This is a genomic window from Peptoniphilus indolicus (assembly GCF_900454665.1).
In the GTDB taxonomy this organism is placed as follows: domain Bacteria; phylum Bacillota; class Clostridia; order Tissierellales; family Peptoniphilaceae; genus Peptoniphilus; species Peptoniphilus indolicus.
The window spans coordinates 1,372,317-1,398,084 of sequence record NZ_UGTH01000001.1; the positions used below are offsets into that span (position 1 = coordinate 1,372,317).

At 29.8% G+C, this 25,768-nt stretch carries 24 protein-coding genes; 11 read left to right on the top strand and 13 right to left on the bottom strand.

The features are described 5' to 3' along the window. Positions 1-3: 3 nt before the first annotated feature. A complete protein-coding gene (locus tag DYE58_RS06605) occupies positions 4-2,553 on the bottom strand; it encodes a glycyl radical protein (protein WP_004819676.1) in 2,550 nt (849 codons plus the stop codon). A 302-nt stretch (positions 2,554-2,855) separates the two neighbouring features. Between DYE58_RS06605 and DYE58_RS06610 the strand changes: the two genes are divergently transcribed. The 4 genes from DYE58_RS06610 to DYE58_RS06625 all read left to right on the top strand — a co-directional run bounded on the left by DYE58_RS06610 (position 2,856) and on the right by DYE58_RS06625 (position 6,411). Further along, positions 2,856-3,386: a BMC domain protein gene (locus DYE58_RS06610; RefSeq protein ID WP_115312122.1), complete on the top strand. Its 531-nt coding sequence runs from the start codon at positions 2,856-2,858 to the stop codon at positions 3,384-3,386. Next, positions 3,383-5,074, top strand: a complete 1,692-nt coding sequence (locus DYE58_RS06615) for a DUF4037 domain-containing protein (protein WP_115312123.1) — start codon at positions 3,383-3,385, stop codon at positions 5,072-5,074. Before DYE58_RS06610 ends, DYE58_RS06615 begins: the two co-directional genes overlap by 4 nt. 8 nt (positions 5,075-5,082) lie before the next feature. Further along, complete coding sequence (locus DYE58_RS06620) at positions 5,083-5,640, top strand: DUF4125 family protein (protein WP_115312124.1); 558 nt, start codon at positions 5,083-5,085, stop codon at positions 5,638-5,640. Positions 5,641-5,730: 90 nt separating this feature from the next. Further along, a complete protein-coding gene (locus DYE58_RS06625; RefSeq protein WP_004819674.1) occupies positions 5,731-6,411 on the top strand; it encodes a YoaK family protein in 681 nt (226 codons plus the stop codon). Positions 6,412-6,487: 76 nt separating this feature from the next. Here the strand turns inward: DYE58_RS06625 and DYE58_RS06630 are convergent, their stop codons facing one another. The 6 genes from DYE58_RS06630 to DYE58_RS06655 all read right to left on the bottom strand — a co-directional run bounded on the left by DYE58_RS06630 (position 6,488) and on the right by DYE58_RS06655 (position 11,936). Continuing rightward, complete coding sequence (locus DYE58_RS06630) at positions 6,488-7,192, bottom strand: LrgB family protein (protein WP_004819672.1); 705 nt, start codon at positions 7,190-7,192, stop codon at positions 6,488-6,490. Continuing rightward, entirely contained in the window at positions 7,185-7,547 is a 363-nt protein-coding gene (locus tag DYE58_RS06635; protein ID WP_004819669.1) for a CidA/LrgA family protein, read from the bottom strand. The genes DYE58_RS06630 and DYE58_RS06635 overlap by 8 nt, the downstream gene beginning before the upstream one ends. A gap of 69 nt (positions 7,548-7,616) precedes the next feature. Continuing rightward, positions 7,617-8,585 carry an electron transfer flavoprotein subunit alpha/FixB family protein gene (locus DYE58_RS06640; RefSeq protein ID WP_004819667.1) on the bottom strand — a complete coding sequence of 323 codons (969 nt, stop codon included), beginning with the start codon at positions 8,583-8,585 and terminating at the stop codon, positions 7,617-7,619. Positions 8,586-8,593: 8 nt separating this feature from the next. Then, positions 8,594-9,358, bottom strand: coding sequence for an electron transfer flavoprotein subunit beta/FixA family protein (locus DYE58_RS06645; protein ID WP_004819666.1), 765 nt, complete (start codon positions 9,356-9,358; stop codon positions 8,594-8,596). A 2-nt stretch (positions 9,359-9,360) separates the two neighbouring features. Then, complete coding sequence (locus tag DYE58_RS06650; protein ID WP_004819664.1) at positions 9,361-10,497, bottom strand: acyl-CoA dehydrogenase family protein; 1,137 nt, start codon at positions 10,495-10,497, stop codon at positions 9,361-9,363. A 23-nt stretch (positions 10,498-10,520) separates the two neighbouring features. Then, positions 10,521-11,936 (bottom strand): FAD-binding oxidoreductase, encoded by a 1,416-nt coding sequence (locus DYE58_RS06655; RefSeq protein WP_004819662.1) that lies wholly within the window; start codon positions 11,934-11,936, stop codon positions 10,521-10,523. 403 nt (positions 11,937-12,339) lie between these two features. Here DYE58_RS06655 and DYE58_RS06660 point away from each other — a divergent pair, with 403 nt between their 5' ends. Both DYE58_RS06660 and DYE58_RS06665 read left to right on the top strand, forming a co-directional pair. Beyond that, entirely contained in the window at positions 12,340-13,479 is a 1,140-nt protein-coding gene (locus DYE58_RS06660; protein ID WP_004819660.1) for an acyl-CoA dehydrogenase family protein, read from the top strand. A gap of 48 nt (positions 13,480-13,527) precedes the next feature. Next, positions 13,528-15,081, top strand: coding sequence for an acyl CoA:acetate/3-ketoacid CoA transferase (locus DYE58_RS06665; RefSeq protein WP_004819657.1), 1,554 nt, complete (start codon positions 13,528-13,530; stop codon positions 15,079-15,081). A gap of 154 nt (positions 15,082-15,235) precedes the next feature. Here DYE58_RS06665 and DYE58_RS06670 read toward each other — a convergent pair whose 3' ends face one another. Continuing rightward, positions 15,236-16,750, bottom strand: a complete 1,515-nt coding sequence (locus DYE58_RS06670) for a hypothetical protein (protein WP_115312125.1) — start codon at positions 16,748-16,750, stop codon at positions 15,236-15,238. Positions 16,751-17,082: 332 nt separating this feature from the next. Here DYE58_RS06670 and DYE58_RS06675 point away from each other — a divergent pair, with 332 nt between their 5' ends. Genes DYE58_RS06675 through DYE58_RS06695 form a run of 5 tightly spaced genes read left to right on the top strand, consistent with a single transcriptional unit; the run spans position 17,083 to position 21,136 of the window. Continuing rightward, on the top strand, positions 17,083-17,511 hold the full coding sequence (locus tag DYE58_RS06675) for a VOC family protein (RefSeq protein ID WP_004819647.1): 429 nt from the start codon (positions 17,083-17,085) through the stop codon (positions 17,509-17,511). A gap of 39 nt (positions 17,512-17,550) precedes the next feature. Beyond that, positions 17,551-18,342 (top strand): acyl-CoA dehydratase activase, encoded by a 792-nt coding sequence (locus DYE58_RS06680; protein WP_004819644.1) that lies wholly within the window; start codon positions 17,551-17,553, stop codon positions 18,340-18,342. 15 nt (positions 18,343-18,357) lie between these two features. Beyond that, entirely contained in the window at positions 18,358-19,626 is a 1,269-nt protein-coding gene (locus tag DYE58_RS06685; RefSeq protein ID WP_004819643.1) for a 2-hydroxyacyl-CoA dehydratase subunit D, read from the top strand. Between the two features lie 4 nt (positions 19,627-19,630). After that, positions 19,631-20,749 (top strand): 2-hydroxyacyl-CoA dehydratase subunit D, encoded by a 1,119-nt coding sequence (locus DYE58_RS06690; protein ID WP_004819640.1) that lies wholly within the window; start codon positions 19,631-19,633, stop codon positions 20,747-20,749. Positions 20,750-20,764: 15 nt separating this feature from the next. Then, a complete protein-coding gene (locus DYE58_RS06695; protein WP_004819638.1) occupies positions 20,765-21,136 on the top strand; it encodes a thioesterase family protein in 372 nt (123 codons plus the stop codon). Between the two features lie 93 nt (positions 21,137-21,229). Here the strand turns inward: DYE58_RS06695 and DYE58_RS06700 are convergent, their stop codons facing one another. The 5 genes from DYE58_RS06700 to gyrA are packed head-to-tail and all read right to left on the bottom strand — an operon-like array spanning position 21,230 to position 25,757. Further along, complete coding sequence (locus DYE58_RS06700; RefSeq protein ID WP_004819637.1) at positions 21,230-21,871, bottom strand: transporter associated domain-containing protein; 642 nt, start codon at positions 21,869-21,871, stop codon at positions 21,230-21,232. A gap of 12 nt (positions 21,872-21,883) precedes the next feature. Further along, positions 21,884-22,672, bottom strand: a complete 789-nt coding sequence (locus DYE58_RS06705; RefSeq protein ID WP_004819636.1) for a SigB/SigF/SigG family RNA polymerase sigma factor — start codon at positions 22,670-22,672, stop codon at positions 21,884-21,886. Between the two features lie 2 nt (positions 22,673-22,674). Next, positions 22,675-23,028 (bottom strand): ATP-binding protein, encoded by a 354-nt coding sequence (locus tag DYE58_RS06710; RefSeq protein ID WP_004819635.1) that lies wholly within the window; start codon positions 23,026-23,028, stop codon positions 22,675-22,677. Continuing rightward, entirely contained in the window at positions 23,029-23,337 is a 309-nt protein-coding gene (locus DYE58_RS06715; RefSeq protein ID WP_004819634.1) for an STAS domain-containing protein, read from the bottom strand. A 2-nt stretch (positions 23,338-23,339) separates the two neighbouring features. Then, entirely contained in the window at positions 23,340-25,757 is a 2,418-nt protein-coding gene (gyrA, locus tag DYE58_RS06720; RefSeq protein ID WP_004819633.1) for a DNA gyrase subunit A, read from the bottom strand. Positions 25,758-25,768 lie beyond the last annotated feature (11 nt).

Consider the following 25,768-nt stretch of genomic DNA (forward strand, 5'->3'; position numbering starts at 1 on the left):
TATTTACATCATATGTTCTGTTCTACTTATGATATCGTCTTGAACTTCTTTCGCTAAAGTAATGAAATGAGCTGAATAACCTGCCACTCTTACCAATAAATCTTTATTTGCTGCAGGATCTTTTTGTGCATCAAGTAATGTTTGTTTATTTACTACATTAAATTGAACATGGCTTCCTTTATGATCAAAATAAGTTCTTATTATCGAAGCAAAATTTTGTAATCCTTTTTCACCTTCTACAGCCTTAGGTGAAAATTTTTGATTGTAAAGAGTTCCGTTAGAAGCTTGAGCATGTGGTAATTTTGCAACAGAATTTGCCGCCGCTGTAGGACCATTGACGTCTTTACCTTGTCTTGGTGATACTCCATCAGCTAAAGGCTTCTTTGCAAGTCTTCCATCAGGTAAAGCTCCTACATCTTTCCCGAACAATACATTTGCTGATACCGGATAAATTCCTGCTTGGAACTGTCCTCCTCTTGGATTTACATACTTGTCAACTTCATTACAATAGATTTTTGCACATCTTATCGCAAATTCATCACATTTTTCATTATCATTTCCAAAGCTATCTGTATTTTCAAGAATTTTTTGAATAGTTTTAAATCTTCCTGTTGTTTCTTCACAAGAACATCCACAGCTTGTATTAATATTTCCTTCATTTAATTTCTTTTCCAAGATATCTAAATCTACGGATCCTGTACTTGCTAAAATATTTTTAACAGCTTCATAAATTTCATTTTCAGACATTTCTCCAGTTGTTTTTTCACAAGAACCCGGCATTATTGAATCTGTGAAGCCAAAATTTACTTCTAATGCTTCTTTTAATTCTTCCAAAGTTATTTTTTTATCTTCAAAAACGTTTTTATATATTGCATATAGAGAATCCCCTGAATCAGCCACACCAAAAGCTTGAGGTCCTGTAAAGTTATATAGCGCTCCTCCTTCTTGAGCAGCTTTTCCTCTCTTTATACAATCATCAACTAACGCTGACATAAACGGCAATTTTGCTCTTTCCATATGTGCATAATCTACACAGTTGTCTGCCTCAGCAAGTAATTTTACAAAATATTCCATTTGTTTTTGATATGCACAAAAGATATCTTCTATTGACTTCATATCAGTGAGCTCACCCGTTTTCGGACCCAATTGTAACCCATTACAACGTCCATTATTCAATGTTATTTCCAAAACTTTTGCTATATTAAAGAAAGCTGCATCGTGCCAACCTTCAGTTCTATGTGCTGCCTGAGGTTCTACACATCCTATAATTGCATAATCTCTTGCATCTTCTAACGATACTCCTCTTGCAACTAATCCTAAAATAATTACCTCATCATTATAAAATGCAGGTACTCCATATCCTAATCTTGAAACTTCACATGATCTTAATAAAAATTCTTGAGGCGTATTTTGGTGAATTCTTACAGAGAAAGATGGTGCCGGTAATGCAACATGTGCTACAGCTTCCATACACATATATGAGATTTCATTAGTTACATCTTTACCTTCTGAATCTTGTCCTCCTACGCAAAGATTTTGGAATGCTTGATATCCTGCAAATGCTTGTGAAGAAACATCGTCTCTAGCCTTATTAATATCATTAAGTTTTACAAAAACACAATCTATTAATTCTTGAGCAAATTCAGGATCTATATTATCATTCTTATAGAAAGGATACATATATTGATCAAATCTTCCTGGTGAAACAGAATGTCCATTTGACTCTATTTGAACTAAAATTTGAACAAACCAGAAAGATTGACATGCTTCATAAAAATTAGTTGCCCCATACTCCGGAACTTTTTGACAGTTTTCAGCAATTTTCAGCAACTCTTGTCTTCTGATAGGATTTGTTTCAACAGATGCCATCTCCCTTGCTTTTTCTGCATATCTGTGCGCAAAATTTATTGCTGCTGTATAAGAAATTATTACAGCTTTATAAAATTGAGTTTTTTGAATACTTTCAGGATCATTAGGATCTAAATCATTCATAGCTTTTATAGAATCTTCAATTATCCCTCTAAATCCTCTTTTTAGTATTTTTTCATAGCCAACATTTACGTGTCCCACACCACCATAAAAATAGTTTCCTACTGTAAAGATACCATTAGCTATACAATCTTTTGTTTCTTTACTCATAAGTGATTCAGCCAGAGCAGAAGTAGTTTTCCCTTTCCAATATTTAAACTCTTCATGTAATATTTTTTGAGTTTCTTTAGGGATTTCAAATCTATCTGTCATTCTTGTACTCATCGTATCAAATTCTTTTTCAACCCAATCATACGAGAACTCCGGACAAAGTCCTGTTGATCTTGGAGATACCGTTATAGCCCCTACTATTAATTCATCATCACGAATTGTCACAGGTAAATTATTGAAAATTTTTTCTACTGCTTTAGCACGTCTTAATATATTAGGCATTCCTTCTGTTTCTTTATAAGACTCAGTAATCAAAACTACTCTGTCTGCTTCAACTTGAGGTTTAGCATCAATTATTACTTGTCTTAATCTCTTAACTCTTTCTGTAGGATTTGAAAAACCTTTTTCTATCATTCGAATATCCTCCTTTTTACTGATAGTTTTATGTAGCGACAAACCTTAAACTTGATAATTCTTGTATCAGTTTTCATTAATTTTACACAATAATTTAAGCTTTTCGAGAATAGTTATAAGACTTTTTTATGGTAAAATTAAAACTTATTTAAAAATTAATATCATCAATATAATTGTTATTTTTTAATTGTGTAAAATATAAAACTATATTATGCTCTTTCAAAACCTTTTCATATAATTTATTGCATTAGTTTTAATAAAGTATATAATAATCGTTAACTAATCAAATAGGAGGATTGTACATGAATAAATCTTTTATTCTTATAGAATTCAATCAAATTTCTAAATCTTATGAAATTTTAAATAATATTCTTCTGAATTATCCGGTTAAAATTTTTTTAAGTAAAAACATATGTCCCGGTAGAATATTATTTATTTTAGAAGGTTTTGATTCAGATCTTATATCTATAAATATTTTTTGCAAAGATAATCATGTTAACTCAGATCTAGTTTTAAACATATCTAAAGATATTATAAAAATTATAAACAAAAATCCTTCATTTAAAAATTTTTCATCTCTATTTGTTTTAGAATCTAAAAATAGTATTACTGCTATTAAAGCTGCCGATATATGCAATAAATATTCAAATATAAATTTACTGAAAATTCAAATAAATTTAGGATTATTCGGTAAAGGCCTATTCTTTGCACAAGGAGAACTTTCCTCTACAAAGCAATGCTCGAAATTAATATCAAAATTTTTTAATGAAAATGATATTATAAATACTTCTATAATTGAACGACCTACTCAGGAGTTGTTAAAAATAATATGAATAATATAAAAATTTTACAAGAACAATATAAAACCCTTTTAAAACAAGGAAAAGAAAAAGATATCCTTCCTATAATTGAAAAATGTATTAAACTTTCAGTAAATGAAAATAATATTGTAAAGTTAATTGAATTATTAAATGATTATGGTGGAGCCCTTAGAAATACAGGTAATTATAAAAAAAGTATCTCTACTCTTCTCTTGGCAAAAGAATTAATTGAAAAAGAAAATTTAAAAAATACAGAAGCTTACGCTAATACCCTTGCTAACTTAGGAAATGCCTATCGCTTGAAAGAAGATTATAAAAAAAGTATAGAATACTTTTCACTTGCTAATATTATTTTTGAACAAATTCATTCCTATGGCTATTCATATGCTGCAAATTTAAATAATCTATCTTTATTGTTTATTACATTAAAATTTTGGGACAAAGCTTATGATCTTTTAAAAAAAGCTGAAACTATATTGTTGGGTTTGCCTGAATATAAAATACAATTAGCAACTACATATAACAACTTATATGAAGTTGCCTTAAATCTAGAGAAATTTGATGAATCTAAATACTGTTTATTCAAAGCTGAGGAAATTTTATCTTTGAATATAAATGCTAATAATCCTTTATACGCAAGTGTTTTAAATAATCTAGGAGATTATTATTTTAGAAAAAAGGATTATCAAAATAGCCTAAAACTTTACAAATTGTCTAAAAACTTTATAACGAATACATATGGAATAGATAGTGAGGCATATAAAATAGTGCTTAAAAATATTAAAAAAATTGAGTCATTCATAGAAGATAGTTCAAAAAGAATATCCGGCTTAGATCGAAGTGAAAATTTTTTTAATAACTATGTTTCAGATTATGTTTTAAAGCATCATAAAGATTTATGGAACATTTCATGTTTTGGTCTTGTTGGAGAAGGTTCTGAATGTTACGGATATGATGATTACATATCTGAAGACCATAATTTTGAAACAAAGTGTTATTGGTTTCTTCCTAAAAGTGCCTATAATGTTATAAAAAATAAAAAAATAGAAATTAATTCTAATTTACTATTTATAAAATCAATAGAAAGTTTTTATAAATATTACACTCTTTTTGAAGAAGGTCCCGTAACTATTTCTGAATATAGAAAAGTTCCTCAAGATTTACTAAGTTTAGCTACTAACGGAAAAATTTTCTTAGATAATTTAGGTTATTTCACTAAAATACGAAATAGGCTTTTAAATTATTATCCCCAAGATTTAGTTTATAAAAAAATTGCTTATTGTTGTAATAAAGCTGCTCAAGCAGGTCAATATAACTATGAAAGATGTTTAAAAAGAAATAATTACTTTGGAGCACAAATATCATTGAGTGAATTTTTAGAAAACTACTGTGAATTAATACATTTAATAAATAAAAAATTCATGCCTTTTTATAAATGGCAATATAGAAGTTTAGAAAATCTTAAATTATTAGGATATGAAAGTAAGTGTAAAATAGATGATCTGCTTTCATTAAATGATAAAACAGATTCTATTAAAAAAATCAAAATTATAGAAGAGTTATGTGTTTTATTTGCTAATTATTTAAGAGAAAATAAAATTTCAAAAACTGCAGATAATTTTCTATTAAGACATTCTTCTGAAATAGTTGAAAATATACATGACAATAATTTAAAAAATGAAAATACTTGGATTAAGTAGGTTATTATATGAATAAAGAAATTTTATTAAAAAATATTTTAGTATCCGAATGGATATTTTTTAAATCAGTAAAAAGTATTAAAGGTAAAGAACCTTGCCAAAAAGATATGGCTACTTTTTTAAACTCTCGGTTAAGTTACTGGTCTATATATAATGAAAATATTCTAAAATCTTATTTATTTGATTTGGAATTAGCAAAATCTCAAGATAGAAATTTGATAACTGAAAAATATGCTTATATGATGAAAGAAACAGACTATTTATATTATAAAGAAATTGAAAATTTTCTTCCCATTGTAGATTCAGAAAAAAGTTCATTAGTTAATTCTATTTTAAATATACATATTTTTTGGGAAGAAGAGCTGGTATCATCACACTCTAATTTGTTAGATAATAGCCGCAATCTTTATAAGAATACTCTATTACCATCTATATTAACTTATTTTAGAAGTGAATTATATACATACTCTAAACAAACTTTAAAATTAATTTTAGAACAATATAATAATTCTTATAGTTTAGGAATTAATTTAGTTGAAGAAAATTTAAAAAATTTAAGAAAATAAATTTCATTGACTTAGAATTAATTCTTTAATCTATAGTTTTTAAAATATGTTATACTTCTAAATATAATATTAATATTAAGAAGTGGTGTTATGAATAGAAAAATACAAATGTCAGAAACAATTTTAATAGGCATCTTACTTGCTATTTCAGGTGGGTTTATGGATGCATATTCCTATATTTTTAGGGATCATGTATTTGCAAATGCTCAAACCGGAAATATAATTCTCTTTGGAATTTATCTTTCTGAAGGAAATATCCACGAGTCTATTAAATATTTTTGGCCTGTTATTGCCTTTGCATTTGGAATAATTTTAGCTGATTTTTTTAGATATTTTGAAAATAAATATAAACTACACTGGAGACAACTTTCTGTCCTGATTGAAATTTTAATTTTTTCCGTTGTTGCTTTTATTTCAACTGAATACAATCTTTTGGCCAACAGTTTAATTTCTCTAGCTTGTGGAATTCAAGTCGAAAGTTTTAGAAAAATTTATTCTCATCCAATTGCAACAACAATGTGTATCGGAAATCTCAGAAGCGGAACTGAAAATTTGTATAACTTCTTGATGTATAGAGATGAACTCAGTTTAAAAAAGACTCGACTATATTTTGGTATTATACTTTGTTTTATACTTGGAGCAATACTTGGAAATATATTTATTGAATTATTCTCCTCTAAGGCAATTTTAATGAGTTCTATAATACTTAGCATTGTATTCGTTTTAATGTTCATAGAAGAGTTCAATCCTGAAAATTCAATTTTTAAGTAAATTAAGGTAGAGTTTAGAAATATTTTATTTTCTAAATTCTACCTTTCTACATTTTTCTAATACAATAAATATGTTTTTAAGCAACTCCTAAAATACTCACTATAATAGGTATTATAATTGATGCAATTATCGCATGAAGTCCTATTGAAAGCCCACTTATTGCTCCTTGAACTTCACCTATTTTTATAGCTTCACTCGTTCCCACGGCATGGCTTGCTGTACCTATTGCCAAACCTTGAGAAATTGGATTTTTTATTTTAAAAGTTTTTATAATCGGCCTTGCTATTACAGCACCAACTATTCCTGTTGTACATATATACATGACTGTAATAGATGTCATCCAGCCCATTTTATTTGATATCTCTATTCCTATTGCTGTTGTTACTGACTTAGGTATGCTTGCAAGTAAAACATCTTTTGGCATGCTCATTGCACTTCCAATAAAAATTACAAACAATACTACAAATACACCTCCAATAAATGTCGATATAATCATAGATATAAAATTTTTCTTTAGTGTTTCTACTTGTTTATACAACCCCACTCCTATAACTATAGTCTCAATTGGAGATATCATAAATTTTATTATTTTACCTCCGTTTTTATAATTTTCAAGCGGTATTCTGAATAATACCAATGTAAATATTACAATTAGCATAGCTACCAACATTGGATTGAGTATGTTATAGTTATGTCTTTCTTTTATTTTTGTCGCTAATAAATAGGCACTTACTGTTATAAATACGCTAAATAGAGGATCTTTTGTCAATATATCAATCATTTATTTCCCCCTTATTAAATATTTTTATTGTAAAATCTGAAGCCTTTCCGGTAATAATCATTGTTGCTGCTGTAGATAATATTATTAATAAAAATATTTTCAACCATACTTCTATACTGAATTGAGTTGCATATTCTAAAATTCCAACTCCTACAGGAACAAAGAAAAGAGCTAAGTACTTATGTGATACATCTATTATTCCCTTTAGTTTGTCTATTTTTATAATTTTCATCTGTAAAAGTATAAATAAAATCAAACTGGCAATAATTGTCCCCGGAAATGGAAATGGTAATATATTTGATATAAACTGCCCTATATAGGCTGTTCCAAACATAACAAGTAATTGAAATAACATAGTTTCCTCCTAATTGTGTTTTTTAGAAATCGTTTTAAATTAGTAGTATTAACTTATAAGTGTTATTATTTATTTGTTACTGACAATCTTATTTATCTCTGTATTGAATAGTGGTAATATTTTTTCGCAGTCTCCAACTATTCCTATATCGGATATATTGAAAATTGGAGCATCTTCATCTTTATTAATTGCAATTATAAAGTTAGATGATTGAATTCCTGAAACGTGTTGTACTGAACCACTCACACCACATCCTATATACAGTTTTGGTGCAACTATCTTTCCTGATTGACCTATTTGTGATGTCTTAGGTAAAATACCATCGTCTATCACCGGTCTTGTTCCTGAAATAGGAGCTTTTAATATATTAGCTAATTCATTTACCAGCTCATATCCTTCGCCTTTTGAAGCCCCTCTTCCACAAGTAACTATAATTTCTGCATCTTCTAAAGCTATTGTGCCTTGAGATTCTTCAAATATGCTCTTTATATTAGTTTTTAATCCTGCTCTTTCTACCTCAATATTTTCTTCTGTTGCTAAGTTATTTAAATTTTCTTTTTTCTCAAATGAACCTAATCTAATATTTGCAACTTTAATTTTTTCATGCTTTATTTTAGCTTCTGTAAGTACAGTTGAGCCATAAGTTGGATATATAAATTTAATATCATCTTCTTCAACTTCTATGGATTGTACATCTGTAACTGAAATTGAATCTAATTTAAATGCTGTATGTGCTGATATATCTTTACCATCCAACGTTCCTGCCATTAAAACAAATTTTACATCTTTTTCTGTTGCAATTTTTGAAATAATGCTAGCATAATCTCTTGCATTAAATTCTTCTCTTTTTACATTTATTACTAAATCTGCACCACTTGATGCCAACATTGAAGTATCAGCATTTTCACTTATTACAACTGCTATTACTTTTGAGTTGACCTCTCTTGAAAGTTCATGTGCTTTAGATAGAACTTCAAGGCTTGATTTTATAGGAGTATTCTCTTTTGTTTCCACATATATTAAAAAATCTTTTGTCATATTACACCTCAAAGAACTTTTTCCTGAACCATTATTTCTATGGCTTTTTTTACACTGTCTTCAATCTCTTCTTCTTGAATTTTAATTCCTGATTGTCTCTTTGGAGGCTCTGAATTGGATATTATTGTAAAATTATCATTTGGTATAATTTCTATCTCAATTTCAGAAATTTCTTTTCTTCTAGCTGCCATTTTAGACTTTATAGTAGGGTATCTTGGGTCATAATCCGGTTTATTAATAGTAACTACACTTGGTAGTTTAGTTTCTATTATTCTGTAGCCAAAATCTGTTTGTGATTTTGCTTCTAACAAATTATTATTTACCTCCATTTCAATAACGTTTGTTATAACACCAACATCTAGTTCTTCAGATAAATATATCCCTACTGAAGAAGATTGAGTGTCTGTGGATTCTTTTCCTAAGCAAATTAAGTCAAATTTTTCATCTATCTCTAACTTACAAATTGCCTCCTTAAGTGCAGTTGCAACATCTCTTGAATTTAAATCTTTATAATCATCATATTTTACAAGAACAGCTTCATCAGCTCCAACGGCCAAGCAATTTTTAAGAGAATTTTTTACTTCTTCATTTCCTATCGAAATCACGGTTACTTTTCCACCCAATTTTTCTTTTAATCTAACTGCCATCTCTAATGAATATGTGTCAAATGCATTAATAACCGGTGTTATTTCATCTACGACAGGTACTCCTGATTCTACCTTAACATCTACAGAATCATCTGGAACTTCTTTAATACAAACTAAAATATTCATATTTAACCTCTCATCATGTTATTTGCAACTACAATTCTCAAAATTTCGTTAGTTCCTTCAAATATTTGGAAAATTTTTGCATCTCTTAATAATTTTTCAACAGGGTATTCTCTACTATATCCATATCCGCCAAATAATTGAATTGCATCAGATGCTACCTGCATAGCTATATCAGAACCATAACACTTAGCTATAGCTGATTCTCTACTAAAAGATAGTCCTTCATCCATTCTATTTAATGCACAAGCAACCATTTGTCTTGCTGTTTCAGTTTTTATATCCATATCTGCCAATTTAAATTGAAGTGCTTGGAATTTTATTACAGGTCTTCCAAATTGTTCTCTCTCATTTGTATATTTAAAAGCTTCATCTATTCCTCTTTGGGCAATTCCAACTGCGATACATCCCATCCAAGCTCTTGCTTGATCTAAAGTTTGCATGGCTATTGAATAACCTTTTCCAACTTCTCCAATTAAATTTTTTGCAGGAATCCTACAATCTTCAAACACTACATCACAAGTATTTGAAGTTCTAATTCCCATCTTATCTTCTTCTTTTCCGGCAGATAATCCTTTTGTTCCAGCAGGTACTAAAAACATGGACATAGACCTTGAACCTACAGATTTATCAGTTATAGCTGTTACACAATAGAAAGAGGCAACTGCTCCATTAGTTATAAAGCACTTTCTTCCATTTAATACATATTCATCTCCATCAAGAATTGCAGTTGTAACTCCAGAGCCAGCATCACTTCCTGCGCCAGGTTCTGTTAGACAAAAAGCTCCTATTCCTCCTTCAAGTACATTATCACAAACCCACTTTTTTTGTTCTTCATTTCCTGCAATTAAAACCGGTTTCATTCCAAGACCTGAGGCTGAAACAGTAGTTGCAAAACCTGCATCTGCCTTTGCCATTTCTTCTATTAGTGCTGCTACATCAACTCTTGAAAGCCCTGGTCCACCAAATTCTTCTGGAACTTCCAATGCCAAATATCCTTGCTCTATTGCCTTATTATATATTTCCTCTGGCCATTCACCTGTTCTATCAAACTCTTTACATTGTTCTTTTACTTCTTTTTCACAAAAATTTTTAACATCTTGTAGCAAATCCTTTGCTTCTTCTGAAATCAAATATGCCATATTCTATTTCTCCCCTCTCAAATTTAAATTATTTTATTTGGATTTAAAATAAATTTAGGATCAAATGCCTTCTTTATTTCTCTCATCAAATTTACGTTTAATTCACCTTCAAACTGTTTTAGATATTCTTTCTTTCCATATCCTATTCCATGTTCTCCGGATATCTGTCCACCCATTTCATAAGCTTTTTGATATATAACGGTCATAAATTCATGCACTTGTCTCATAAATTCATCTTTTTCCATACTATTTGAACAAGCATAGATGTGTAAATTTCCATCTCCTGCATGTCCAAAACTCTTTACAGAAAAATCGTAATTTTCTCCTTCTTTATTTACAAAGTTTATATACTTGGCAATCTTATTTATAGGTACTACTACATCACATTCATCTAATAGTTCTGTTTCTGCTTCTATTGCTTCTAAGAAAGATGATCTTGCTGCCCATGCATCTTTTATTTTTGCTGGTGTATCAGCTACTAAAACATCTATTGCTCCAGCTTCTATTACAACTTCTGCAGCTTTTTCCACTATGTCATCCAACATATCTCTATTTTCACCATCAAATGTAACTAATAGGTATGCTCCTATTTCAATTCCTTCTAATTCTTTAGGAAAAGTACTTTTACCTATGAATCTTTCAGAAGTTAAGACTATTTCTCTTTCCATAAATTCTATGGCTTGTGGATTTAAATTACTTCTGAACAGTTTAGGAACAGTTGATATACAATCATCTAAGTTTTCATATGGAATTACTAGAGATACTGTTTCTTTTGGTGCTGTTATAAGTTTTAAAGTCAACTCTGTAATTATTCCAAGTGTTCCTTCAGAACCTATCATTAAATTTATAAGCGAATATCCTGTTGAAGTCTTAGCAACATTTGCTCCAAATCTTGTAATTTCTCCTGTAGGAAGTACAACTTCCATTTCTTTTACATAATTTCTTGTAGTGCCATATTTCACAGCTCTCATTCCACCAGCATTAGTAGAAACATTTCCACCTATTGTCGCAAATTTTTCACCCGGGTCTGGTGGGTACATATATCCTCTTGAAAGAGCATCTTGAGCTAAATCATTTAAGTAAACTCCAGGTTGTACTCTAACTACAAAATTGTCATCATCATATTCTAAAATTTGATTCATAGATTTTAAATCTATCATTACTCCGCCTTTAATGGCTACACCTGCTCCGGTAAGTCCAGTTCCTGCACCTCTTGGCACAATTGGCAAATTGTTTTGATAACATATTCTAACAACGTTTGCAACATCATTTGCATTTTTAGGTCTTACCACTACATCAGGTATACCTTCTCCATAAATAGGCATCTCATCATGAAAAAAATCTTCATTTATTTCATTTCCAACATATACTTTTCCTTCAACAGAGGATTTAATCTGTTCTTTAATTTCATTTGTAACAGCATTGTATTCTCTATTCATAAACTTCCTCCTACTTCTTAATTCCTAAAATTAATTTAATTTTGTGATAATAATATATTTTTTAAATTTCTTTGTCAATTTAAAAAAACCTTCAAATTGTGTATTTGACTAATTTATAGAGGTTTTTGATGTTCTATTTTGTATGAATTTTTTATTGTTATTTATCAACTAAATCAAGTAATAATCAAATTTCTATTTATTTTAACAAAATAAATTGTTATCACAAAATCTTACAAAAAATTGTATTTTTTGAACTTGTTGAACTTTTATTCAACTTAGGTCATATTTAAGTTGTTTTTATTCCACACAAAATTATTTATCGTATGTTATAGAAAACGTTTTAAGTTATTCATGTAGATAATTACTTATTATGTTGTAATTAAAAAAAGTAGGAGGAACAATTATGGATTTTAATTTAACAAATGAACAATTAGTAATTCAAAAAGCTATGAGAGATTTCGTCGAAAAGGAAATAGCACCTGGTGTTATGGAAAGAGATGAAAAAAGTGAGTTTCCTATAGAACAATTTAAAGCACTTGGTAAATGTGGTTTAAATGGTATTCAATATCCTAAAGAATATGGTGGACAAGGTGGAGATTATATATCATATGCAATAGCTGTTGAAGAACTTTCAAAAGTTGATGGTTCTATTGGTATTGCTTATTCAGTTAATGCTTCCCTTTATGCTTTCCCTATTTTTAAATACGGTAGCGAAGAAATCAAAAAGAAATATCTTCCACCTGTTTTTAATGGGACTTCTATAGGAGCTTTTGGCTTGACAGAACCTAATGCCGGTTCAGATGCCGGCGGTTGTGTCACTATAGCAAAAAAAGAAGGTGATAATTATATTCTTAACGGTTCAAAATGTTTTTCAACAAATGGGCCTTTAGCTGACTATTACATAGTATTTGCCTTAACTGAACCTGAAAAAGGCGCTAAAGGATTATCAGCATTTGTAATTGAAACTTCTTGGGAAGGAGTAAGTGTTGGTCATATAGAAGATAAGATGGGCATTCGTTCTGCTAAGGTTAGTGAAATGTTCTTAAAGGATGTAAAAGTTCCTGCTTCTAATTTACTTGGTGAAGAAGGACAAGGATTCAAGATTGCAATGGCTACTCTTGATGGTGGTAGAATCGGTGTTGCTGCTCAAGGTTTAGGTTTGGCAAAAGGCGCTTTTGAAATCGCTAGAAAATATATGATGGATAGAAAACAATTTGGTAAACCAATTTGTGCTCAACAATATCCTGCATTTAAAATGGCTGAACTAAGAACTAAAATTGAATACTCTGAACTATTACTTTACAAAGCAGCTCAAGCAGAAACTGAACATAAGCCATATACTATCCCTGCAGCTATGGCAAAACTTACTTGTACAGATACAGCTATGGAAGTTACAACTCAAGCAGTTCAATTCTTGGGTGGAAATGGATACATGAAAGATTATCATGTTGAAAGAATGATGAGAGATGCAAAAATCACTCAAATATATGAAGGCACTAACGAAATACAAAAGCTTATTATAAGCGGTAGTCTTTTTAGATAATTATTATATATAGGTTATAAAAATATATCCTATAATTGGAGGCAGATTATGATACCCAAATTTACAAATCTCAAAGAAGCTCTTTCGATAATAAAAGACAATGATGTTGTCGTAACATCAGGTTTCGTTGGTTGTTCAAACCCCGAAGCATTAGAAGCCGGAGTAGAAAAAAGATTTAAAGAAACTAATAGTCCAAAAAATTTAACTTTATTTTATGTTGCCGGTCAAGGTGACGGTGATGATAAATCAGTAAACCATTTAGCACACGAAGGTCTTTTAGGAACAGTCATTGCAGGTCATTTCAATAAAGCACCCAAATTGATGGATTTGATGGCAGCTAATAAGATCAAGGGCTATAATGTTCCTCAAGGCGCTCTAGCACAAATGTTAAGAAATGTTGCCGGAAAAAAAGTTGGAGTTGTAACTCATGTTGGACTAAATACTTTTGCCGACCCTCGTAAAGAAGGTAGTAAAGTAAATGATGTCACCACAGAAGATATAGTTGAACTCATAAACATTGGTGGAGAAGAAAGACTTTTTTATAAAGCTATGCATTTTGATATAGCTCTAATTAAAGGAAGTTTTGCTGATGAAAGAGGAAATATTTCTATGGACTTGGAAGTAGTTCCTACAGAAGTTTTATCAATTGCACAAGCAGTTCACAATTGTGGTGGAAAAGTTATTGTTCAAGTAAACAAAGTGGTTAAAAATGGTTCTTTAGACCCTAAACTTGTTAAAATACCTGGTGTTTGTGTTGACTATGTAGTTGAAATACAAGAACCTTCCCTAAAACAACAAGCTTACGGTATAGACTATGAACCGGAACTTGCAGGTAACACAAGAATCGCTGAAAAAAATTATAATGCTTATATACCTCTAAATGCAAAAAAAGTAATAGCAAGACGTGGTGCTATGGAAATTGTTCCTGGCCTTGTTGGTAATTTAGGTATAGGCATACCTGAACTTGTTTCAAACATTGCAGCAGAAGAAAATATAAGTGACCACATAGTTTTAACGGTTGAATCAGGACCTGTTGGAGGTATTCCTCAATCCGGACCAAGATTTGGTGGGTCAATAAATGCAGATGCAATAATTGATCAACCTTACCAATTTGATTTCTATGATGGAGGAGGTCTTGATATATGTTATCTCGGACTTGCTCAAGCAGATTCTCATGGAAATCTAAATGTATCAAAATTTGGTACTAGAATTGCTGGATGCGGAGGATTTATAAGCATCTCGCAAAATTCAAAAAAAGTTATTTTCTGTGGAACTTTCACAACTAAAGGATTAAAAACAGAAATAAAAGATGGAAAATTAAACATCTTAGAAGAAGGACAAGTTAAAAAATTCAGAAAAGATGTTGAACAAATTACTTTTTCTGGAGACTATGCAAGAAGTGTTTCTCAACCTGTTTTATATGTAACAGAGAGATGTGTCTTTGAATTAAAAAAAGACGGTTTAACACTTGTTGAAATCGCCCCGGGAGTGGATCTACAAAAAGATATATTAGACCAAATGGAATTTGAGCCTATAATTGATAAAAATCTTAAATTTATGGATCCAAGAATATTTATAGACAAACCAATGGGTTTGAAATAAAAAATTAAAATTACTTTATCCTAAAAATTCAAATTGAAGTAAAATTCATAAAATATTAATTAACCTATTAACGTGAAATTAAATGTATCAATTACAAAAAGAGTGTCAGGAACTTATCCATTCTGACACTCTCTCCTTTTAAAGTATATAAAATTTAATCTTCTACATTCTCTGAAGAAATTTCCATAATTTTTAAAAACATACTTCCATAATTATTCCATTTTTCTTCAAGCTCTTCAACAGTATATTCTCTACAATTATCTCCATTTTTTAAATTTTCTAAAAATTCATTTACGCCATCAACTAAGTTTTTATCAATTACGGTATGTATAAATGGTTCTAAATTTTTAAAAAATCTTGCATAATTCTTTATAAAAAATTTCTTTTGATTTAAATATATTCCAATGTTAAATTCTTTAAAGTCACCACTAACTTTTTCACCATCTATAATATATATTTTTATATTTTTATTCTTTTTCATCAGTCTAATTACATTGAAAAAATGCTCTTTTCTCTGCTCTATTGACATGGTATATTCTGTATCTATATATACTAATTTTCCCGTTTGTATATACTTATAAAGAGAAACTTTAGGTATAAAAAAATTTATATTTCTTTCATGAAAAATTTCTTCCCACTCTATTTGAAGTTTTTTTATTTGTAACATATTTTCCAATACATTAAAATCTTTGTTTTCTCTCTTTTTAATATTTTCACATTCTTTTTTTGCAATGTCTTCAATTATTTCAGATGGTAATAAAAATTCAAACCCATAGCAACAGAACATATTAAAGTGATTATCTGTATAAAAATCCGTTCGATAGCCACTCCTATTCATTTCAAGACTATTTACATTTTTCATTAAGATATTTTCATTTTTAAATTTTGCAGCTAAAATCTTATAAGCTTTATCAACTTCTTCCTCATCATTTGAATAAGATATTATCTCCATCTTTTTATTTTTATCAAGAGAATAGTTTATTACAAAATTGTTTTTTGCTATTATTGCATTAAAGTATTTGAATTCGCTATTCTTATACATTGTTACATTCAGGTTAGATTTATCATTTAAAAGTTGATATAGTTTTTTTAGTTTTTCTGATTTTTCTCCTTCTAAGTCATCCACATCAAGACCTATTTTTATATTTATATTTTTAACCTCACTTATCAAGTTTAAAATATACTCTACTCCATCTGATATAAAATCCATTGTTATTAATAAGTCTGTAAAACCTTCTTCATTTTTTAAGTTTTGTTTTTGTATTACATCACTTAAAAATAGTTTTATATTGCTATTACCTATTACCATTCTGGTGTTATTTTCTACACTATCATAATTTTTAATAGAATCTTTATATTCTTTCATAAGTATTTTATTAATCTTTTCTTCAATGAATTTTGAATCTTCTAGATAATTTGAATTTTCCGGTAATTTTATATCAAATTCCAGAAAAAAATCTAATACTTTATTTTGTTCAAAAATTTCCCTTGATAATACCTCACTTATTTTTTTATTTGTTGTTCTTATGTATTTTTGAGATGGTAATTTAGAAGCATTACACCACTTGCTTATGTATGAGATATCATAATCTAATTCATTTGCAAGTACTATTAATTTAATATTAGTAAAATCAATCATTTTTTTTAAAACCGGTGAATATTTATTCATAACATAACTCCTATCCTCACAAATAGAAACAAAATTTCTTACAATAACTTATCTTGTATATAGCATAAACTTTTTCATTTAAATTATCATTTGAATTTATTGAATTTTTTGTTCAAAATTGAATTTTTTGTTCAACATCGGGCATACTATGACGATTTAAAAGCCATTGATGTTTTTGTAAAATTATATCAAGAGAGAAAAACATTTTCAATTATTCAAATCTATAATTATATTGAGATTAAATTGTATAAAATATTCTGAAATAAATCAAATCCCAATATATTATAGATTAGACAATCGTTTTTCTTCAAATTTTAAGGAGTTGAAGTTATATGAAACCAATGAGAATGCACCATGTGGGAATTGTACTTCCTACACTTGAAGAAGCTTATGAAATGATTGAAAGACTAGGTTTAGAAATCGATTACAAAGGTCATGTAGATGCTTACCAAGCAAAATTAATTTTTACAAAATCCGGTGATCATTCAAGTCCTATAGAATTCATCATTCCTGAAGCAGGTGTTTTAAAAGATTTTAATAATGGAAAAGGTGGTATAGCGCATATTGCCTTTGAAGTTGATGATGTTGAAGCAGTTAGAAAAGAGTACGAAGAAAAGGGATTACAAATGCTTGAGCGTGAAGCTGTTCCAGGTACAAGCGATATAATAGTTAATTTTCTAAGACCTAAGTACAATAGTGGGATATTGGTAGAATTTGTTGAAACTATAAATCCTATTGATAGAGAATATAATAAATTCTAAATAAAATCTAATACATTTATTTAAAGGAGATATATTGATATGTACACTATGGGAGTAGATATCGGTTCTACATCATCTAAAATCATAATACTTGAAGATGGAATAAAAATTATCGGAAATATTGTAGTACAATCTGGAACCGGTACAAGTGGGCCAACAATTGCTACTGCAAAAGCTAAGTCCTTTCTTTCAAATAATAATTTAACTTTAGATGATATATCTAAAATCGTTGTCACAGGTTACGGCAGATTTTCATTTGATATTGCCGATAAACAAATAAGTGAAATAACTTGTCATACAAAAGGTATTAACTTTTTAGTGCCTGAAGCTCGAACTATTTTAGATATAGGTGGACAAGATACAAAAGCTATTTCAGTTAATGATAAAGGTCAAGTTCTACAATTTTTCATGAATGACAAATGTGCCGCCGGCACTGGCAGATTTTTAGAAGTCATGGCTAAAATTTTAGAAATACCTTTAGAAAAAATGGGTGAATATGATAGATTATCAACTAATCCGGTAGCTATAAGTAGTACTTGTACCGTTTTTGCTGAGTCTGAAGTTATTTCTCAGCTATCAAAGGGCATATCTAAAGAAAATATATTAGCCGGTGTACATAATTCAACTGCTAACAAAGTTTGTGGTCTTTTATATCGTACAGGAATTAAGGAAAAAATAGTTTTATGTGGAGGAGTTGCTCAAAACCAAGGTGTTGTTAGAGCGCTCCAAGAGGAATTAAAAAAAGAAATAACCATAGCTCCTCACCCACAAATGACAGGCGCCATAGGTGCTGCTTTATTTGCTTATGAAGAGGCGAATAAAAATTTATAGAATAGAAGGGTGAATATGAATACTATAGATATATCAAATATGAAAGCTAAAGAAATGCTTGGATATTTTCAAAACAAACTTGACGAAGAAGCACGTGAAGCTAAAAAAAATGGAAAATTAGTTTGCTGGTCAGCCTCTGTAGCTCCATCTGAATTTTGTGTAACCATGGATATCGCATTAGTTTATCCAGAAACTCACGCAGCCGGTATAGGTGCTAGAAAAGGCTCTTTAGCTATGTTAGATGTTGCTGATAGAAAAGGTTATAATACAGATATATGTTCTTATGCCAGAGTAAACTTAGGATATATGGAACTTTTAAAAGAATATGCTAAGACAGGAGTGAAACCTAAAGAACTTGAAGAATCTCCTGCTGCAGATGTTCCTCTACCTGATTTAGTAATAACTTGCAATAATATATGCAACACTTTACTAAAATGGTATGAAAATTTAGCTGCAGAATTAAATATTCCTTGTATAGTTATAGACGTTCCTTTTAATCATACTATGCCTATTCCTAAGTATTCTAAAGAATATATTGCTGACCAATTTAAGGAAGCAATAAGACAACTTGAAGAAATAACAGGAAAAGATTTTGACTATGATAAATTTTTAGAAGTTCAAGAGCAAACGCAAAGATCTGTTGCTCAATGGAATAGACTTGCTGCACTTTCTAAATATGAACCGTCTCCTCTAAATGGATTTGATTTATTTAACTATATGGCTCTTATAGTTTGTGCAAGAAGTAAAAATTATGCTGAATTAACTTTTAAAAAATTTGCCGATGAACTTGAAGAAAATATGCAAAATGGAGTGTATCCTTACAAGGCTGGAGAACAATCCAGAATTACTTGGGAAGGTATAGCTATTTGGCCATATTTAGGACACACTTTTAAGACTCTTAAAGGCTATGGCTCAATAATGACAGGCTCTGCTTATCCTGGACTTTGGAACTTAGAATACACACCTGGAGATATGCTTTCAATGGCAGAAGCTTATACGAGAATATATATAAACACTTGCCTTGACAATAAAGTTGATGTATTGAGAAAAATCATTAAAAACGGTAAATGTGATGGGGTCGCATACCATCTAAATAGAAGTTGTAAATTGATGAGTCTTCTAAACGTTGAGACAGCTGAAATTTTAAATAAAGAAAATAATCTTCCATATGTTAGTTTTGATGGTGATCAAACTGATCCTAGAAATTTCTCAGAAGCACAATATGATAACAGAATACAAACTCTTACTGAGATGATGTCTGCCAATAAAAAAATGAGGGGTTGAAATAATGAACAAAATTAATGAAATAATAAATTTATTGGATGAAGTTTCTAAAGATCCTAAACTAACAGTTAAAAAATATAAAGAAAAAACAGGAAAAGGTGTTGTAGGTGTCATGCCATTATATGCACCTGAAGAAATTATTCATGCTGCAGGTTTTCTACCTATGGGACTTTGGGGTGCACAAAAAGAAGTATCTAAAGCAAGAATTTATTTACCTCCTTTTGCATGTTCAATAATGCAAACTAATATGGAACTTCAAATAGAAGGTGCCTATGATGACTTAGATGCAGTTGTATTTTCTGTACCGTGCGATACTCTAAAATGTATGAGTCAAAAATGGAAGGGTAAAAGTCCTGTTATAGTATTTACTCATCCTCAAAACAGAAAATTAGAATCTGCAAATAAATTTTTGGTTACAGAATATGAAATCTTAAAAGATAAATTAGAAAAGATATTAAATGTAAAAATATCTGATGAATCCATAACAAATAGTATTGAAATTTACAATGAAAATAGAAAAGTCATGAGAGAATTTTCAGACCTAGCTGGTCAATATCCTAATATAATTGACCCTATTCAAAGACATATTGTATTTAAGTCCAGATGGTTTATGGAAAAATCAGAACATACTAAATTAGTTAAAGAACTAATATCTGAAATTAAAAAATTACCTATTGAAGAATGGGATGGCTATAAAGTTATAGCAACTGGTATTATGATAGAACCTGAAGAAATACTTCAAATATTTAAAGATAAGAAAATAGCTATTGTTGCAGATGATTTAGCTCAAGAATCAAGACAATTTAGACATGACGTACCTGAAGGAGATCAACCTCTTTTAAGACTTGCTAAGTGGTGGCAAAATTTAGAAGGATGTGCTCTTGCAACTGATACAAAAAAATTAAGAGGCCAAATGCTAATTGATATGGCGAAAAAATATAATGCCGATGCTGTATTGATATGTATGATGAAATTCTGCGATCCTGAAGAATTTGACTACCCTGTATACTATAGAGAGTTCCAAGAAGCTGGCATAAAGAATTTACTAATTGAAATTGACTTAGAAATGACAGCTTTTGAACAAACTAACACAAGACTTCAAACTCTTGTAGAAACTCTCTAATATAAGGAGATTAAAATGCTGGAAAAAGGTAGTACACAAGAACTTACCGAAATTGTTACAAAAGAAAATACAGCTGATGCTGTAGGAAATAAATCAGTATTTGTTTATGCAACTCCATTTTTAGTAGCATTAATGGAGCGAACTTGTATAAAATTGATGGAAGAAGATTTAGACAGTGGAGAAGTTTCAGTTGGAACTAATATAAATTTAGATCATCTTGCTCCAACACCAATTGGAAATAAAATTTTATGCAGAGCAGAACTGCTTGAACAAAGTGGTAAAAAATATGTATTTGATGTAAAAGCTTTTGATAATGACAAACTTATTGGAAAGGCAATACATACAAGATACAAAGTTAACTTAGATAAATTTTTAAATAACATTTAAAGATATATTCAATATAAATCACTCAATATTAAACCAAAAAAGATTTTGTATTTTCACAAAATCTTTTTTGGTTTTATTCGAAAAATTAAATTCTTATTTTAAAATGTGTATCGAAATCTCTTCAATCAATCCCTCATCATGTATTTTCTGTATTTCATAAATGTATTTTCCATCATCCAACATCTTTCCAACTTCTAAATCTTCTCCCTTTTCTGAAAGTAATTTAGAAACAAGACCACCTAAAGTTTCAGCACCTTTTGAATCTATACTGTAGTTATATACCTCATTTATCTTGGTTATTGGCGATGATGCTGAAAATACTTTATTATTTCCTAATGAAATCAACTCCGAACTCATATGTGTTTGAATTAAATACTTTCTAATTACAAACAATACCGCAAGCGAGATTACACCTATTAAAATATCAGATAAAGATTCTGTATATATTAACATTTTTCTCGCTATTACAAGTGTTACCAGATGGACTATTGTAGTATCATTATGAGCAACCATTAAAAGTATAAACTCCATAGCTATTACCAACAAAAATACATGTGATAAAAACTTTTTAAATAATTCTATACTCTCTATAGCTCCACTACCAAGTATATTTATATAGTACTTAAATATATCAGGTACCGATATGAGTATTCCTATCATAAGTAATATAGATATTACTATTTCAAATAAAAAGACAACTCTGTTGAGCTTGAGTAAAAATTTTCTCCTGTTCATTTTAGTTTCCTCTTATACTTGCATTGTTTTTTTTAGTTCAGCTTGCATTTTTTTCAATACTTTTTTTTCTATTCTAGATACTGTCATTTGTGATATATCTAACTTTTTAGCTATGGCAACTTGAGTTTTCTTGTTCATATATCTGTCAATCAATATTGTCCTTTCAACTTCATTTAAGTCTACCATCGCCTTTTCTAGTAAATCATTTATTTCTATTTTGTCGAAATATTTTTCTTCTTCTCCAATCAAATCTGAAAGATTTATTTCTTTATCGTCCCCACTTGAATCATATACTACATCTAATGATTGAGGTGAATACACTTTTGAAGCTTCTATGGATTCCAATATCTCTTCAGGAGTTGAATTCAAATATTCAGCTATATCTTCAACAGTTGGAATTCTTTGGTATTTTTGAGCAAGTGTATTTTTTGCAAGATTTATCTTCTTAGATAACTCTTGAATTCTTCTTGGGACTCTTATTGTCCAACCCTTATCTCTAAAATATTTTTTTATTTCCCCTATTATTGTAGGTGTTGCAAAAGAAGAAAATTCATATCCTCTGCTCAAATCATATCTATCTATCGCATAAATCAAACCTATTGATGCAACTTGGTATATATCATCGTAATCTATACCTCTTCCCGCATACTTTTTAGAAAGAATTTCTGCTATATATAGATGCTCTTCAATAAGAATATCTCTTATATCAGGGTCTTGAGTATCTTTGTAGATTTTAAAGAGTTCCCTTCGCTCTTCTTTTGTAAGTTTTCTGTTTAATTTATAATATTCTTCTCTATTCATTTTCAAACCAAATTTATAATAAGTTGAAGTTTATCTTCTTCTATTCTGCTTTCGTCAACTAAACAATTTATTATTGTCTTAGCAAGTTCTGTTTCTTCACTTGTTTCATCTGTGACATTTGGACAAAATCCTGAAATTTCTATTTCAACTTTTTCTTCTGAAATTCTGTACTCCAAGTCAATATCCAATGAGCAATCATGTTTCATTGCTATGTTAAGTCCTTCGTTCACAGCTGCTTTAACATCTTCTATTTGGTCAAAGTCCAATTGATAGCTCATAAGTAGTCCAGAAGTCAAAAGTCTTACCGAACTAAAAAATTGTGGTTCCTTAGGTATATTTAATTTTATAACTTTCATTTACTCACCCATTTTAAAAACAGTATCAAGTTTTGTTATTGTAAATAACTTTTTGATTGATGGTTTTACTTCTTCAACTTTTATTTCAAATCCGTCTTCTTTTAATTGATTGAGAATGTAAATTAAAGCTCCTAACCCTGTTGAGTCTATATATTCAAGTTTTGAACCATCTATAATTATATTTGATTTTTCTTCTAAATATTTTTTTATAACTTCTTCTTTAAATTGTGAAGTAGTAGTTATATCCAATTCTCCAATCGGAATTACTTTTAAATTTTCTTTTCTTTCAAATTCTATATTAAAAGCCATTTTTAATCTCCTATATATTTAGCAACTGCAACTACATCTGAATCGGTTATATTCATAAGCTTAACACCTGATGTAGATCTACCCATTACTGAAATTCCTTCAATTTGAATTCTTATGATAATACCTTTAGAAGTTATCATCATAATATCATCATTACTTTCCATTATTTTAGCAGATACAAGCTTTCCTGTCTTTTCTTTTACTTTATAAGTTATTATACCTTTACCGGACCTGTTTTGTACCTTGTATTCAGACATAGGGGTTAATTTTCCATATCCTTTTTCAGATATTACTAACATAAGCTTATCATCGCTTGCAATTTCCATACTGACTACTTCATCATCTTTATTTAAACTTATTCCCTTTACTCCCATAGCAGTTCTTGCCATAGTTCTTATGTCCGTTTCTTTAAATCTTATACTCATACCGTCTTTAGTAACAAGCATAATCTCTTCATCACCTTTTGTGATTCTAGTTGAAACTATTGAGTCTCCATCTTTTAAAGTAATAGCAACTAGTCCTGATTTTCTGATATTTTTAAATTCTTCAAATGATGTTCTCTTAACTATACCACTTCTTGTAGCCATTACAATATTTAAATTTGGATCAAAGTCTTTTACATGAATTATTGATTCAACTGACTCATCTTGTTCTAAGTTAAGCAAGTTTCTTATTTGAGTACCTTTAGATTGTCTTGAGCTCTCCGGTATTTCATAAGCTTTAAGTCTGTATACTCTTCCTCTTGTTGTAAAGAATAAGATTGACTCGTGGCTTGATGTTATGAATAAATCACTTACAAAGTCTCCGTCTTTTGGAGTTGTAGCAGATATCCCCCTTCCACCTCTCTTTTGAGGTTTGTAAGTTCCCTCAGGCATTCTCTTTATATATCCACTTTGAGTTAGAGTAATTATTACATCTTCTTCTTTGATAATATCTTCAATTTCTATATCACCTTCAGAATTTTTTATGACTGTACGTCTAAGGTCTGAATGTTTATTTTTTACCTCAACAAGTTCTTCTTTTATTACTCCCATAAGTACATCATGGTTTTCTAATACTTTTGTCAACCATTCGATAGTTTCCAAAAGTTGTCTGTATTCTTCATCTAACTTATCTCTTTCAAGACCTGTTAAACGTCTTATTCTCATATCCAATATAGCTTGAGATTGTGCATCTGAAAGTCCGAATTCTTCCAAAAATTTATCTTTTGCTTCTTGGTCATTGTTAGATCCTCTAACTATTTGAATTATTCTCTCTATGTTGTCTAGTGCTATCTTTAACCCTTCGACAATATGTGCTCTTGCCTTTGCCTTCTTTAAATCGAATTCAGATCTTCTTGAAACCACTTCTATTTGATGGTCAACATAGTGTGTTATCAAGTCTTTTAAATTTAAAACTTTAGGAACTCCGCCAACAAGAGCAAGATTTATAATACCAAATGTTGTTTGCATTTGAGTATTTTTATATAGCTTATTTAAAACAACATTAGGATTTGCATCTCTTCTAAGGTCTATTACAATTCTTATTCCCTTACGAGATGATTCATCTCTGATTGCGGTTATTCCGTCTATTATCTTGTCTTTGGCAAGTTGTGCCATCTTCATTATCAAGTTTGACTTATTTACTTGGTAAGGTATTTCTGTTACAACTATTCGTGTTTTATTTTTTACTTCTTCAAATTCAGCAACTGCTCTTACTTGAATTTTTCCACGTCCTGTTTGGTAAGCTTTTTTTATTCCATCACGACCCATAATTTGAGCACCTGTAGGAAAATCAGGACCCTTTATAGTCTTCATTAATTCATCAATTGTGATGTCATTGTTATCAATGTATTCAATTACACCGTTTATAACTTCTCCCAAGTTGTGAGGAGGCATATTTGTTGCCATACCTACAGCTATACCATTTGAACCATTTACAAGTAAGTTTGGAAATCTTGATGGTAATACAACCGGCTCCATTTCTTCTTCGTCGAAATTTGGAGCGAAGTCAACAGTTTCTTTATTTATATCTCTTAACATTTCAAGGGCAAGTTTTGACATCTTGACTTCTGTATAACGCATAGCAGCTGCGCCATATCCGTCTATATTACCAAAATTTCCCTGTCCGTCTACAAGAGGGTATCTAGTACTAAAACTTTGAGCAAGCCTTACCGTTGCATCATATATTGAGCTGTCACCATGAGGGTGAAACTTACCCATTACATCTCCTACAAGTCTTGCAGATTTTTTAAATTGTCCTGTTGGAACCAATCCCAAAACTTGCATTCCATATATAATTCTTCTGTGAACAGGCTTCAAACCATCTCTTACATCAGGTAAAGCTCTTGCCACGATTACACTCATGGAATAATCGAGATATGACTTTCTCATTTTCTCATTTAAGTCTACTTCAACTATTCCATTCTTAGTTTCTGTCATATATATCTCCT